Raw genomic sequence first — 12,338 nt, forward strand, 5'->3', positions numbered from 1 at the left:
AAAATATTTTAAGAAGTGCGAGCCGCACAGGCAATTTATTTTTTTCCTCTTAAGAAATCGGCTTTGGCATTGCTGAGCGATACGGGGGTAATACCCAAATAAGCCGCTATCTGGGTTTGTGGCAGTCGGTTGATGAGTTGGGGGTAGCTTTGGGCAAAGTACTCATAACGCTGTGCTACCGAGGTGCTCACAGTGTGCACTACGTGTTGCTCCAAAGCCATAAAAGCGCGCTCAATAAGCACGCGGAAGATGCGGTTGAACCTGCTGCCTTTGCGGTATAAGGTGTACAGATCGTCGCGGTGAATGCGCAAGAGGGTAGTATCCTCAAGGGCATCAATCGCAAAAGCGGAAGGGGTTTCGGTATAAAAGCTGTTCATACTGCTAATCCAACTGTTTTCGGCAGCAAAACTAATGATATGAAGATTGCCTTTCTCGTCGATAGTGTACATACGCAGGCAGCCATTGACTACAAAATAAGAGTAATGACAGGTATCGCCTTCTTGCAGTATGTATTGTTTCTTGCGGTATAGGCGGGGTGAAAAGCTCTCGGCTAATAAGTCTTTCTCCTCAGCTGTGAGCGGGAGTATCTGTTCTATGGTGTTGATAAGAGGGGTGAGCATATTTCAGTTATTATATAGGTATAACCAAATGACAATCGATCAATGTGTGAGTTTGAGTCCGATGATGGAGCTAATAAGGGTAGTGATAAACACAAGGCGCCATACGGTGATGGGTTCTTTGAAGAAAATCATTCCCATAGTCACTGAGCCTACCGCCCCTATGCCCGTCCACACCGCATAAGCAGTGCCCAAGGGGAGGGTTTTGGTAGCTTTTATCATCAGCCACATACTCAGGGTGATAGCCAAAGCAAAGACCGCATACCACACAAGACTTTGCTTGCCTGCGGTTTCACGGGCTTTGCCCATACTAAATACAAAGAGGACTTCAAAAAGCCCTGCCAAAATAAGATATATCCAAGCCATTGTTTAGGGTTTAGGGCGACAAAGATACAAAATTAATACAAATGACACCGTTTTAATTCAGGTAACAAGCGTAACGCCTGTCTCAAGCTTTGTTTCATCTCTCCCCTTGAGGGCAAGTTGGCGATTAAAATTTGCCTTTTAGTGTAGAAAACCTCTGTTTTATTTGTGAGTTTTTTTATACCTTTGCTCCGAAATTTTAAAATAGTATAAAAATGAAAAGAATTTTATTTTATTGTTTTGTACTTGTGAGCTTTGTAGCTACAGCACAAACGTACGAATTTAAAGTAGTAACAGCGGTTGAATCGGTAGTCCCCTCAGGAATGGGGCGTTCACGACTTATTTCGGCTAACGATGAGCGCAATTATAAGGATTTTACTACTACACGCTCAGAAGAAGGCGATGAACGCAACAAAAGTGACCGCGATGATATTCGCGTAAAAGGTTTTGACGAGACTAAATTGCTGAACTTCTTTAATATTGGTGGTATTCGCTTCCAAAACATTGCGGCAAACGATGCTCTTATCACCTCTAAACTCAACACGATGAGTGAAGAGGGTTGGGAATTAGCTTTCGTTACCAGTGGCGTTGAAAGCAACTCGGGTAAAGATGATTCTACTGGGCTCTTCATCACCCGCTTTGTATTTAAACGATTGAAGAAATAGTAGCTAATAAACAAATACAAAAACTCCCCGTATGGTAATCCTACCACACGGGGAGTTTTTATTTACTGATTTTCAAATTTGCTAATTTGTTAATTCTTTAATTACCTTAGCAGGTACCCCAGCTACTACCACATTGGCGGGGACATCTTTAGTCACAACAGCACCCGCCGCTACTACCGAGTTTTCCCCAATAGTAACACCCGCCGTAATCACGGCTCCTGCTCCTATCCATACATTTTTGCAGATATGCACGTGCCCCACGCTCAAGCTCTGGCGCTCGGCTACATTCACAGGGTGTCCTTCGCTGGAAATAGTTACTTTCGGAGCAATCATCACGCTCTCGTCAATGCTGATACCACCTAAATCGAGGAAAGAGCAATCGTGATTGATAAAAGTATACGCCCCTATGCTGAGATTCCGCCCGTAATTAGTGTGCAAGGGCGTGGTAATCATAGCCGTTTCGTGTAGCCTGTCGCCAAAAAGCTGATGCAACAGCTCTTTAGCTTCGGTAGCGTCGCCAGTGGTGTTTAGTCGCACAAGAATCTTTTTGCTTTCGGCACAAGCTTCTGGAATAAAATGATAATCAGGGTCAAAGAAAGAGACGGTCTCCCCTGATAGAAGACGAGTAAAAATATTTTCCATAAGGTTTCTATTTTAAGTTTTATGTGATAAAAGTAATAAAATAATCAGCAATTTATCCCCTTACCTTCTTACCTGCTTGTGTCGCTGACACCTGCCTATGTAGCTCACTCCTCCTTGTGTCGCTGACACCTCACCTTTTACTTGATGGAACAAATCCGTAAAAATCTTTAAACGAATGGTAAAAGTGCGCAATATCCTTAAATCCCACTTCCAAATACACCTCGTTAGCCTTCTCGTTGCGGTCAAAAATGCGGTGATAGGCTTCCTTGAGCCGGCGTTGTATCAGCCATTTTTGGGGGGTAAGGTTGCTGAGTTTCGCGAAATCGCGTTTAAACGAAGCTAAGCTCCTACCTGTATATTTAGCAAACTCAGTCAGCGAAAGCGGGTATTGGTAATTGTGGTTCATAAACTCCATTAGGTCAATCTTCCAAGGAGCTGAGAAATCAAACAGCGTAGGGTAAAACGCCTCGTCGTGATTGAGTAACAACCTAATAGTGCGGTACAATAGCGCTTGTACTTCAGCCTCAGTAGGAGGTCGGTTTTCGTAACTTTGAGCTTCGGCAAATAGCACTTGCAACGCCTCATTCGTAGAGAAGGGTAGCGCACAGAGGTCAATCTCCGTACGGGCTATTTCCTTTTTAGGAAAGCTGTTTTGGTGCTCTGTAAAGTATTTTTTGAGTAGCTCTCTACTCAAGGTAATGCTAATACCCTTATAAGGGGCACCCCGAAAAGTGCGCTTCGTGAATTGCGTTTGGTGGTTGCGACGCAAGAACACACAATCACCTTTGTGCGCGTAGTGCTGGGTGCCCATTAGGTCAAACTCCATTTCACCACTGTACACGTAAGTAAGCGAATGGTTTTCTACCACCGGCACGCAAGAGGTCTCATCTTCCGTAAAATGTGAGATAAATACACCAAAATGATTGATAAGGTTCATTTCTTAGGTTTTAGGTTTCACAGCTCAGATTGATGACGCAAAGATAAGAATATTTTTTCAATTAACAAATACTTATTGCGTATAGTGGTTAGAAACGTCTTAGCTTCGGGTAAGCTTCGGTTTAGGTTCGATTAGTGTTCGTTGTAGAGCCGATGTAGAGCCGATGTAGAGCCGATGTAGAACCGTTGATGAACCACTATAAGAAGTCTTAGTGTTCGGATAAGATAGGGGCGTTATTCGTAATAACCAATAAAGTTGTCCGGAAAAATATCAGAAAAATATAGTTATGGATTGTCCCCCTTTAAAGGGACTATGTTTTCTTACTCTACCTATCGCAAATAACCCTCAAAGGGAGAACAATGACGCAAAAGCAACTTTTAAAACTTTCCCGTATTCTTCTCGTTTTTTTATAGACAAACTTCAGCGTTAATTAATAATTTATTTGTACATTTGCATTCTGTTAAACGTCAGTTGAATGTAGAAGAATTCTTGTTGCTTTTCTTGCAATCACCTTTCAAAAGTTAAAAACACTGAAAATGCGCCTCTTGCAATTCATAAAAGATTGGACACTACCGGTATCAATGACTTTTGGTGCAGTAGTGTACCTCATTTTTTATTACGTTCCTGCCCTCGATACGCTTTCACAGCAACTCGCCCCTGTGTTCGATGCGATTCTGCCGCTCTTTATGTTTTTGATTTTGTACGTAACCTTCTGTAAAGTCAATTTCAAAAAACTCTTGCCCGTGCGTTGGCATCTCTGGGCAATTGTGTTCCAAGTCGTTTCGGTAGTGTTTATCGTGGGGCTCATTCTCTATTTTCGCCTCAGTGGCAACGCACTGATACTCTTAGAGAGCGTGCTGGCGTGTATCATTGGCCCTTGTGCAGCGGCGGCTGCGGTAGTAACCCTCAAGCTCGGGGGCAATTTGGAGCAGATGACCACCTACACTTTCCTCTCGAATCTGCTGTGCGCTATGCTCATTCCTATTTGCTTCCCGCTGATAGAACCCGCTTCACAAATGAACTTCTGGAGTGCTTTTGCGCTCATTATGCAAAAAGTGTCGTTAGTTTTGGTAGTGCCAATGCTCTTGGCACTCATCACCAAGAGTCTGCCGCAATTGCGCCGCTTCCACCAATGGCTTATCGCCATCCCCGACCTCTCCTTTTACCTTTGGGGTTGCTCCCTGATGATCGTAACCGGCACCACTGTTAAGAACATCGTCCACGCCGAGACGAGTGTGGGATTCTTGTTAATCATCGCTTTTTCGGGTTTGTTATTGTGTTTTTTGCAATACGCAGTAGGGTGGGGGATAGGTCGTTTTTTCAATGCTTCTATTGAATCCGGACAAGCCCTCGGGCAGAAGAACACCGCCTTTGCCATCTGGATAGCCGCCACTTACTTGAACCCCCTATCTACCGTAGGACCAGGTTGCTATATCCTTTGGCAGAACATCGTGAACTCTATAGAAATCTGGAAAAAAGGGAAATACAAAGCTTAATGAATTAACTAATATTCATCAGCTAATGCCATTTTGCGAATTCTCACACTTCGCAACCACAACCCTACCCCTACGTACAGCAAGCAAGGAATAATCCCCGAAACGGGAGAGATGAGAATTTCTTTGCCTGTTGTGATAGCAATATGCTGGTCGTATATCAAGCTGTTGATAGTAGTATCTTCAATGGCGTGCATCCACACCCCAGGCCAGATAGAGCGCGTAAGGCGGAAAAGCTCAGTGTACATCACCGTCCACGAAGTGCAACACACGAGTGCCATTACGCAAAAAGTAACCTTGTCGTAAGGGAATACAGCAAACATTTGTTCGGGCTTTATAAAGTAAAAGAAATAAGGCCAATGCCACGAACACCATACGAAGCCTACAATGAGGTAAAGCCACACATCTTTGATTTTCAAGCTCAGCAAGCGGGCAGTGAGATACCCCCGCCACGACGATTCTTCAAAGAAATTCTTTACAAATTCCGCTAATACAAAAATACCAAACCCCGCGAGATAGTCCGTCCAGCGTATTTGTACTTTCAGCCACCCCAAAACTTCGCCAATAAGTAGTGTAAGGGCAATGACTACAGGGTAAATAAAAGTTGCTACCCCGTACCATTTCCAATTTTTCTTCAGTAGCAGTCGCAAACCCGCATCGCGCCAACCGTCGCCCATAAAGGCACGCAACACGAGCCACGCCAGTACGGGAGCGATGATAAAAATGCCCATTCCGCTGGTACCATTGTTAGTATCGGCAAAATCGCCAGTGGTTTCGCCCGTAAGCGAATCGACCCATACCCCTATCCAGCCACAACTAAGGGCTACGAGGATAAAAATGCATAAATTCCTAATAGTTTGTACTTGTTTTTTCATCATTAAAAATATTTATGTAACTTTGGCGGCAAAATTACGGCAGTGGCAGCACCTTGGCAATACTGAATAATAACCATTTTAACGATGAATTCCGGAAAAAGCATAGAAGAACTCGCGCAAGAGTACATTTCTTACGCCAAAATATTAGAAAAAGTAGCCAATAGCGCCGTGTTTATAGTCGATAAACACGGGCGTTATTACTACTTGTCGGAAGTATTTGATTTCCCTGATGTGCACCCCGATAGTTTGCACCCTGAAGATAGAGAGGTGGTGAAGCAAATCGATGCACAAATATGGGCGTTTTTGGAGACTTTGCCTGCCCAAGAGCGGTTGCAGTACAAGCACATTTACGAATTTAGGGTTTTGGATAAAGGTAAATATATGCGAGTGATTTACCAACTGCAACTCTTAGCAGTACAAACCGACAATTGGTTGGCTATGGGCTTTATGGATATTTCGCCAGAGCAATCGGCAGAGCAGCCTGTGCGTTTTCAGATGATCAATTGCCTTACCGATGAGATAGTACCCTTACGCCTTACCCCACCTACCGATGTGCAGCTCACCCCTCGTGAAAAAGAAGTACTATTATTGGCAAACGAAGGAATGTTCAGCAAAGAAATTTCTGAAAGACTGCACATCAGTGTGCATACCGTAAACCGCCATCGCCAAAATATCCTCGAAAAAACCCACACCGGCAATATATTAGAAGCCGTAGCCTTTGCCAAACGAATGGGACTAATGAATTAAAGTTAAGGTGTCATTTGCAATAAACTTTCAATCTCCTCAGCGTGAGTACGGCAATAATACATCACAAAGGCGATAAAAGGCACAAAGAGGAGGATACTCCACAGCAAACCACGTGTAAAGGCTTTGTAGTCACCAATGCGGAAGAGGATATAAACTGCCCAAATGAGGTTGAGTGTCATCGTAATATGCGAGAGTTGCGCAAAAATATTAGCACCACTCCACGTAAAAGTAAAGAGCCCCATCGTGCCAAAATAGTACATCGGCAAGAATGCCAATGGTAGCCAAACGCTCTTTTTGCTTGCCCAAAAAGCAACAAAGCAAGCTAAATACACCAAACTGCTGGGCGAACAAGCGTTGTAAGCCAACCATTGTACAAAGTTCACTTTCAGCGTAAAGAAGAAATAACCACTACCTGAAAGCGTGAGGAGCAACAAGAAGATTGCCAAAACAAACCCTACTGTTTTTTCTGTTTTTGTAAGTGTCATAAGATTCATTTGTTAATTAATTGCCTGTGCGGCTCGCACTGGAATATAAATTTCAGTTTTTAGTTTTTCTTCAGGAGTACGCCTACGGTCGTTGAGGTATTTTTCAAACATCGGCTCATCGCGCACCTCGTATTCGCTATTTACCACCCAACGCATTGCCGCATCGTACACTGCCGAAAGATGATCGTAACTACCTTGATAGAAAAAGACAGCATACTTGCCGCCTGCTAAGGTTTTACAACTCACCTCGCCCTGTGGCTCAGCAGGTTTGTGAATGTGCAAACAAATATCCGAGCGCTGCAACTGAGCTTCAGTAATCTTAGGATCATCGTACGATACGCATATCATTTCAATGCCTTTGGTGAAGAGCTTTTGCGCTTTCACCACTGCCCACAACTGCTCATAAGCCTTGCCGTAATCCAGCGTACCGTATTCGCCTGTAAGGGCTACATAAATTACATTTTTAGGCTCAAGCTCTATTATTTTCGGAGCTTTAAGAGCCAAATCGGGCAAAAAAAATTCTTTCTTCATAATATAAATTTCTTTATCTGTTCTGTACTGGGTAGGGGTGATACCATATTGGTTTTTAAAGGCTTTGGAGAGCGACGCCGGACTTTCGTAGCCTATGTTAAAGGCAATTTGCTCAACAGGCAGCGCCGAATAGCGCAACAGTTGGGCAGCGGTTTCTATGCGCACACGAGCGATAAAAGCCATAGGAGCTTCCCCTTTGATAGCCTTGAAGATACAACAAAAGTGAAAGTGTGACACATTAGCAATATCGGCAAGCGTTTTCAAGCTGATAGGCTCATCGAGATGATGATTGATGTATTCCACCACTTTGTTGATGCGCTGGGTGTAGTCGTTGCGAGTAATGGGTTTCATAAGTGCTATTTTTTAAATTTCGGGGCAAAGGTACAGTCTTTTTAATGAAGATACTTTTCCAATCTTGCGAAAATAAAAAATCCACGTGCGATCGCACGCGGATTTTTTATTTGCTAATTGACAAATTTTCTAATTGGCAAATTGACTTGGTAGTACCCCTAAATGCTGCTGCACAAACTTTGTGAAGTACGCCATCGATGAAAAGTTGAATTTATCAGCAATCTCAGTAAGGCTGAACTCTTTTGCCTGTAAGAGTTTGCGCAGGTGTATGGTCGTAAAGCGGTTAATCCAGTACAGCGCATTCCTGCCACTCACCCGCTTGCACACCTGCGAAAGGTATTTTGGGGTTACGAACAGCTGCTCAGCATAGTAACCCACTTCACGATGTTCCAAGTACGCCTCTTTGTCCAATAGCTCCATAAAGCGCACCATTATATCGTTATCCTGCAAGGAGATGTGTGCCAGTCCGTTATGCGAGGCGTGAATGTCGAAGAAATCTAAGAAAAGCATCTGCAGGGCACACCGCAGTATATTGTCCTGAAAACCGTGGTCGGTGCTGGCAATCCGATGAGCTATTTGCTCAAAATCAGCTTTCAAAGTATTGAATTGAGCAGCACTCATCGGCATCACAGGGTTCGCAAATAGTGCTAAGGAGCCCCTAATACCGTAATTGCTGCGCGGGGTGCAACGCTCAATATATTCAGGCGACACGTAAATACAAGTAGCCTCGAAATCGGCTGACACTTGTAGTGGACTAAAACCATCACTTACTGCAATAATCATCGCCTCGCCTGCCTTCAAACTAAAAGTTTCCCCGTTAAACTTAAAATTGTATTGCCCTTTATGGCACAACACATGCGCCACGTAGTGCGCCAGTGCCTCACTGCCCAAACGGCTGAGGTCAGTATCGAGAATAATATGTTCCAAAAAGTTGCTCATAGTCTAATTTGCTAATTTGCCAATTTGTTAATTGTTTTAAGCGACAAAGATAGTAATGATTAGCCAATTAGCAAATCACATTTACGGATTTTCCCCCCTTCGGGGGATAGGGGGCGAAAAATCCACAAAAACTACCGACTTTTGTATAATTGTTATTTCACCAAACAGCCGTACCTTTGCACCGTTGAACAATAAAGGCGAATTGCCATTCGCCCCTACAAAAATTATATATACAATGAAAAACACCCTGTTTTTTCTCTTACTTCTTACCTCTTACCTAACAAATGCTCAAGAAGCTAAAATCCTAACCCTTTCCGAAAACCTTTGGAAAGCAATGCAAGAGGTAAACACCTCTGTTCTTACCGAACACATCGCCCCTGAAGCCGTATTTGTGCATATGGGGGCTACCCTTACCCGCGATAAGGAACTTGAGGTATTGCAACAAAAAGGCATTGTGCTAAAAGACGTTGCTACTGAAGAAACTTCTGTGCGCATCGTAGGCAAAACCGCCGTGCTCTTGCGCAAACTGCGCCTTACTGCTATCGTCGGTGGCAACGAAGTTGTCAATCCCTTTGTAGTTACCGAAACCTATACCCAGAAAGGTCGCAAATGGCAATTGCTCTCTTTATCTTATACTCGAATTATTTACTAACACCTAAAACCTAAAACCTAACACCTAAACAATGGAAAGACGCTCATTCCTTACTCTCGGTGCTTTGGCTTCTACTGCCTTAGCTCTTGGAAAAACAGATATGATTTCAGCTTCAGCTGAAGCTAAAAAACCTAAAAAAGGAGGTATCAAAGCCACCCCGCTCCCTACCCGCAAGCTCGGCACGCTTGAAGTCTCTGCCTTGGGCTTAGGCTGTCAAGGTTTGGGGCAAGATATGTACGGCGTTCCGCAACCCTCCAAAGCCGATGCTATCAAGGTAGTGCAACAGGCTTTTGACCACGGCGTGCGCTTCTTTGATACTGCCGAAGCCTACGGACCCTTTGAAAGCGAACGCATTGTAGGCGAGGCTACCCAAAACTTCCGCAACGACATTGTCATCGCTACTAAATTCGGTTGGGACATCGACCAGCAAACGGGCAAACGCACTGGTGGACTCAACAGCAAGCCTGCTCACATCAAGCAGGTAGTTGATAATATGCTCCGCCGCCTCCGTACCGACCGTATCGACCTGCTCTACCAGCACCGTGCCGACCCTACCGTACCTGTGGAAGAGTTTGCAGGAGCCGTTCAAGACCTGATGAAGCAGGGCAAAGTACTTCACTGGGGGCTCTGCGAGGTAAGCCCCACTACCATACGCAAGGCGCATAAAATCCTGCCCCTTACCGCTATCCAAAGCGAATATTCCTTGTTGTTCAGAGGCAGAGAAAACGATGTACTCCCCGTATGCGAAGAACTCGGTATTGGCTTTGTGCCTTGGAGTCCGCTGGGTATGGGCACCCTCTGCGGTTATGTAGATGAACACACCCGCTTTAACAATCCACCTGCCCAAGACCTCAAGACGATTATCCCTCGCTTTTCAGAACAAGCAATGAAGCATAATCTCGCCCTTTACCAAATGATCGACCGTTTTGCCAAGGAAAAAGGCTGCACTACAGCCCAGTTTGCCTTAGCGTGGTTACAAACGCAAAAGCCTTTTATCGTAGCCATTCCAGGCACTACCAAAGGGTATCACCTCTTAGAAAACCTCGGTGCTACCGATATTACCTTCACTGCCGAAGAGCTACAACGCTACCGCACCGCCCTTGATAGTTTCACCATCGAAGGCTTGCGCCTCCCCGAAATGATACTCAATTTCTCAGAAGTAAAGTAAGCCGTAGGGGCGAATTGCAATTCGCCCAACATAAAACATAGGCGCGAAGTGTAAGCTCCACAGACTCACACCTCGCGCCTTTCTTATCTCTTACCTCTTACCTAACCGAAAAAACTACAAAAACTACCGCCTTTTGTGTAACAACCCTTCCGCCAAACCGCCGTACCTTTGCACCGTAAAACTTAAAAGAAATAAAACAATGAAAAAGACTTTATTTTTTATCTTACCTTTTATCTCTTACCTCTTACCTGCCCAAGAAGGTAAAACCCTCTTAGCTGTAGGGGCTACAGGCTCTATCGGCAAACACGTGGTAGAAGTTGCCCTTGCCGATGGCTATAAAGTACGCGCCTTAGTGCGCAACCCTCAAAAAGCCAACTTCGATAAGTCGGTTGAAATCGTACAAGGCGATCTTACTAAGCCCGAAACCCTTGCCAAAGCTGTTGAAGGAGTCGATGTAATCGTCTTTACCCACGGCACTCACGGTGGTGGTGCTGAAGGCAAAGCCGTTGATTACGGCGGCGTGTACAACATTCTCAAAGCCCTCAACGGCAAAAAAGCCTATATCTCGCTAATGACCTCCATAGGCGTTACTGCCCGTCGTGGCAACGACCCCGAAGGCTCTCGCGGCGATTGGAAACGACGTGGCGAACGCCTCGTGCGCGCCAGCGGCAACCCTTATACCATCGTGCGCCCAGGTTGGTTTGATTACAATAAAGCCGATGAGCTGAAACTCGTACTCCGCCAAGACGATTCGCACCTTACAGGCTCTCCTAAAGATGGCGTTATCTCTCGCCGCCAATTGGCTGAAGTGCTCGTACGCAGTGCTGTAACTCCTTCAGCTAAAAACAAAACCGTAGAGCTCGTAGCCGAAAAAGGTGCTAAAACTACCGACCTCGAAGCCCTCTTCAAACCTACTTTAGCCGATAAAGGCATAGATGGTCCGCTCGACAAAGACAATATGCCTTTCGCCAAAGAACCCCAAGAGGTAAAAAACCAATTAGAATCCATCCGTAAAAAATAATACAATGAAAAAACTTTTAATAGCACTCTTAGTGCTCCCATTATTCGCTATGGCACAACAAAAACAACAAAAAGCACAACCCAAAACTCCCCTCACTGGCAAAGTAGCCATTGTTACTGGCGGAGGCTCAGGTATTGGGCGCGCTATTGCTATCCGTTATGCTCAAGAAGGCGCCAAAGTAATTATCGCAGGGCGCACTGAAAAAACCTTAAAGGAAACAGCTGCTGTTCACCCCAACATCTCGTACGTGGTTGCCGATATTACCAAAACCGAACAAGTGAGCAATATGATCCGTAAGGTCGAAACCGACTATAACGGTCAGTTAGATATTTTGGTCAATAATGCGGGTTGGTGCCCTGTGCAGTCTATCAAAGAGGTAACCCTTAAAGATTACGACCGTGCTTTTGATTTAGACGTGCGTGCCCTTGTAGATGTTACCATTCAATCTTTACCCTATCTCATCAAAGCAAAAGGCAATATCATCAACCTTTCAACAGTAGGGGTTACCAATCGCGGTGCCAACCTCTCTATGTATATAGGGGCGAAATCTGCCGTCGAGGGCTTTACACGTGTTTGGGCATTAGACCTTGCCACCGATGGCGTAAGGGTAAACGCTATTGCTCCAGGGGCTATCGACACCAATATATGGAATGTTACCAATCTTTCTCCTGAAGAAGAACGCAAACACAAAGAGGGCATCACAAGCAACATCCCGATGAAACGTTTTGGCACCTCGGAAGAAGTAGCTAACTTAGCTCTATTTTTAGCAAGCGATGAGGCGCGTTACATCTCTGGCTCTGTACTAAATGTTGATGGTGGTTTAGGAGCGTTTTAATCCAAATAATCAAACTT

15 protein-coding genes are annotated in these 12,338 nt (G+C 44.7%); 7 read left to right on the plus strand and 8 right to left on the minus strand.

The window, feature by feature from the left end; genetic code table 11:
• Positions 1 to 35: 35 nt before the first annotated feature.
• Together RCZ04_RS02945 and RCZ04_RS02950 are read right to left on the minus strand one after the other, a co-directional pair.
• Positions 36 to 620 carry a Crp/Fnr family transcriptional regulator gene (locus RCZ04_RS02945; protein ID WP_460484470.1) on the minus strand — a complete coding sequence of 195 codons (585 nt, stop codon included), beginning with the start codon at positions 618 to 620 and terminating at the stop codon, positions 36 to 38.
• 39 nt (positions 621 to 659) lie between these two features.
• Complete coding sequence (locus RCZ04_RS02950; RefSeq protein WP_460484471.1) at positions 660 to 983, minus strand: DMT family transporter; 324 nt, start codon at positions 981 to 983, stop codon at positions 660 to 662.
• Between the two features lie 212 nt (positions 984 to 1,195).
• Here RCZ04_RS02950 and RCZ04_RS02955 point away from each other — a divergent pair, with 212 nt between their 5' ends.
• The gene (locus tag RCZ04_RS02955) at positions 1,196 to 1,645 is read left to right on the plus strand and encodes a hypothetical protein (protein ID WP_460484472.1); all 450 of its coding nucleotides are present in this window, start codon (positions 1,196 to 1,198) and stop codon (positions 1,643 to 1,645) included.
• An 81-nt stretch (positions 1,646 to 1,726) separates the two neighbouring features.
• Here RCZ04_RS02955 and RCZ04_RS02960 read toward each other — a convergent pair whose 3' ends face one another.
• Positions 1,727 to 2,287 (minus strand): sugar O-acetyltransferase, encoded by a 561-nt coding sequence (locus RCZ04_RS02960; RefSeq protein WP_460484473.1) that lies wholly within the window; start codon positions 2,285 to 2,287, stop codon positions 1,727 to 1,729.
• A 130-nt stretch (positions 2,288 to 2,417) separates the two neighbouring features.
• A complete protein-coding gene (locus RCZ04_RS02965; protein ID WP_460484474.1) occupies positions 2,418 to 3,224 on the minus strand; it encodes an AraC family transcriptional regulator in 807 nt (268 codons plus the stop codon).
• A gap of 536 nt (positions 3,225 to 3,760) precedes the next feature.
• Between RCZ04_RS02965 and RCZ04_RS02970 the strand changes: the two genes are divergently transcribed.
• The gene (locus tag RCZ04_RS02970; protein WP_460484475.1) at positions 3,761 to 4,720 is read left to right on the plus strand and encodes a transporter; all 960 of its coding nucleotides are present in this window, start codon (positions 3,761 to 3,763) and stop codon (positions 4,718 to 4,720) included.
• An 8-nt stretch (positions 4,721 to 4,728) separates the two neighbouring features.
• Here the strand turns inward: RCZ04_RS02970 and RCZ04_RS02975 are convergent, their stop codons facing one another.
• A complete protein-coding gene (locus RCZ04_RS02975) occupies positions 4,729 to 5,592 on the minus strand; it encodes a CPBP family glutamic-type intramembrane protease (protein ID WP_460484476.1) in 864 nt (287 codons plus the stop codon).
• An 84-nt stretch (positions 5,593 to 5,676) separates the two neighbouring features.
• Here RCZ04_RS02975 and RCZ04_RS02980 point away from each other — a divergent pair, with 84 nt between their 5' ends.
• Entirely contained in the window at positions 5,677 to 6,339 is a 663-nt protein-coding gene (locus RCZ04_RS02980; protein WP_460484477.1) for a helix-turn-helix transcriptional regulator, read from the plus strand.
• Between the two features lie 2 nt (positions 6,340 to 6,341).
• Here RCZ04_RS02980 and RCZ04_RS02985 read toward each other — a convergent pair whose 3' ends face one another.
• The 3 genes from RCZ04_RS02985 to RCZ04_RS02995 form a co-directional block, all read right to left on the minus strand.
• On the minus strand, positions 6,342 to 6,824 hold the full coding sequence (locus tag RCZ04_RS02985; protein WP_460484478.1) for a hypothetical protein: 483 nt from the start codon (positions 6,822 to 6,824) through the stop codon (positions 6,342 to 6,344).
• A gap of 12 nt (positions 6,825 to 6,836) precedes the next feature.
• The gene (locus tag RCZ04_RS02990; RefSeq protein ID WP_460484479.1) at positions 6,837 to 7,706 is read right to left on the minus strand and encodes an AraC family transcriptional regulator; all 870 of its coding nucleotides are present in this window, start codon (positions 7,704 to 7,706) and stop codon (positions 6,837 to 6,839) included.
• A 129-nt stretch (positions 7,707 to 7,835) separates the two neighbouring features.
• Positions 7,836 to 8,645, minus strand: a complete 810-nt coding sequence (locus tag RCZ04_RS02995) for a helix-turn-helix domain-containing protein (protein WP_460484480.1) — start codon at positions 8,643 to 8,645, stop codon at positions 7,836 to 7,838.
• Positions 8,646 to 8,880: 235 nt separating this feature from the next.
• Here RCZ04_RS02995 and RCZ04_RS03000 point away from each other — a divergent pair, with 235 nt between their 5' ends.
• The 4 genes from RCZ04_RS03000 (at position 8,881) to RCZ04_RS03015 (ending at position 12,321) form a co-directional block, all read left to right on the plus strand.
• Complete coding sequence (locus RCZ04_RS03000) at positions 8,881 to 9,297, plus strand: nuclear transport factor 2 family protein (protein ID WP_460484481.1); 417 nt, start codon at positions 8,881 to 8,883, stop codon at positions 9,295 to 9,297.
• A gap of 31 nt (positions 9,298 to 9,328) precedes the next feature.
• Entirely contained in the window at positions 9,329 to 10,465 is a 1,137-nt protein-coding gene (locus RCZ04_RS03005) for an aldo-keto reductase family protein (protein ID WP_460484482.1), read from the plus strand.
• Positions 10,466 to 10,664: 199 nt separating this feature from the next.
• The gene (locus RCZ04_RS03010; protein WP_460484483.1) at positions 10,665 to 11,486 is read left to right on the plus strand and encodes an SDR family oxidoreductase; all 822 of its coding nucleotides are present in this window, start codon (positions 10,665 to 10,667) and stop codon (positions 11,484 to 11,486) included.
• Between the two features lie 4 nt (positions 11,487 to 11,490).
• A complete protein-coding gene (locus RCZ04_RS03015; protein WP_460484484.1) occupies positions 11,491 to 12,321 on the plus strand; it encodes an SDR family NAD(P)-dependent oxidoreductase in 831 nt (276 codons plus the stop codon).
• Positions 12,322 to 12,338: the final 17 nt, after the last annotated feature.

The sequence above is a fragment of the Capnocytophaga sp. HP1101 genome, from assembly GCF_054772415.1.

Coding starts and splice junctions, on each gene's coding strand:
- RCZ04_RS03015 (WP_460484484.1), top strand. CDS start 11,491: ATGAAAAAACTTTTAATAGCACTCTTAGTGCTCCCATTATTCGCTATG.
- RCZ04_RS03000 (WP_460484481.1), top strand. CDS start 8,881: ATGAAAAACACCCTGTTTTTTCTCTTACTTCTTACCTCTTACCTAACA.
- RCZ04_RS02970 (WP_460484475.1), top strand. CDS start 3,761: ATGCGCCTCTTGCAATTCATAAAAGATTGGACACTACCGGTATCAATG.
- RCZ04_RS02950 (WP_460484471.1), bottom strand. CDS start 983: ATGGCTTGGATATATCTTATTTTGGCAGGGCTTTTTGAAGTCCTCTTT.
- RCZ04_RS03005 (WP_460484482.1), top strand. CDS start 9,329: ATGGAAAGACGCTCATTCCTTACTCTCGGTGCTTTGGCTTCTACTGCC.
- RCZ04_RS02945 (WP_460484470.1), bottom strand. CDS start 620: ATGCTCACCCCTCTTATCAACACCATAGAACAGATACTCCCGCTCACA.
- RCZ04_RS03010 (WP_460484483.1), top strand. CDS start 10,665: ATGAAAAAGACTTTATTTTTTATCTTACCTTTTATCTCTTACCTCTTA.
- RCZ04_RS02965 (WP_460484474.1), bottom strand. CDS start 3,224: ATGAACCTTATCAATCATTTTGGTGTATTTATCTCACATTTTACGGAA.
- RCZ04_RS02960 (WP_460484473.1), bottom strand. CDS start 2,287: ATGGAAAATATTTTTACTCGTCTTCTATCAGGGGAGACCGTCTCTTTC.
- RCZ04_RS02975 (WP_460484476.1), bottom strand. CDS start 5,592: ATGAAAAAACAAGTACAAACTATTAGGAATTTATGCATTTTTATCCTC.
- RCZ04_RS02995 (WP_460484480.1), bottom strand. CDS start 8,645: ATGAGCAACTTTTTGGAACATATTATTCTCGATACTGACCTCAGCCGT.
- RCZ04_RS02985 (WP_460484478.1), bottom strand. CDS start 6,824: ATGACACTTACAAAAACAGAAAAAACAGTAGGGTTTGTTTTGGCAATC.
- RCZ04_RS02955 (WP_460484472.1), top strand. CDS start 1,196: ATGAAAAGAATTTTATTTTATTGTTTTGTACTTGTGAGCTTTGTAGCT.
- RCZ04_RS02980 (WP_460484477.1), top strand. CDS start 5,677: ATGAATTCCGGAAAAAGCATAGAAGAACTCGCGCAAGAGTACATTTCT.
- RCZ04_RS02990 (WP_460484479.1), bottom strand. CDS start 7,706: ATGAAACCCATTACTCGCAACGACTACACCCAGCGCATCAACAAAGTG.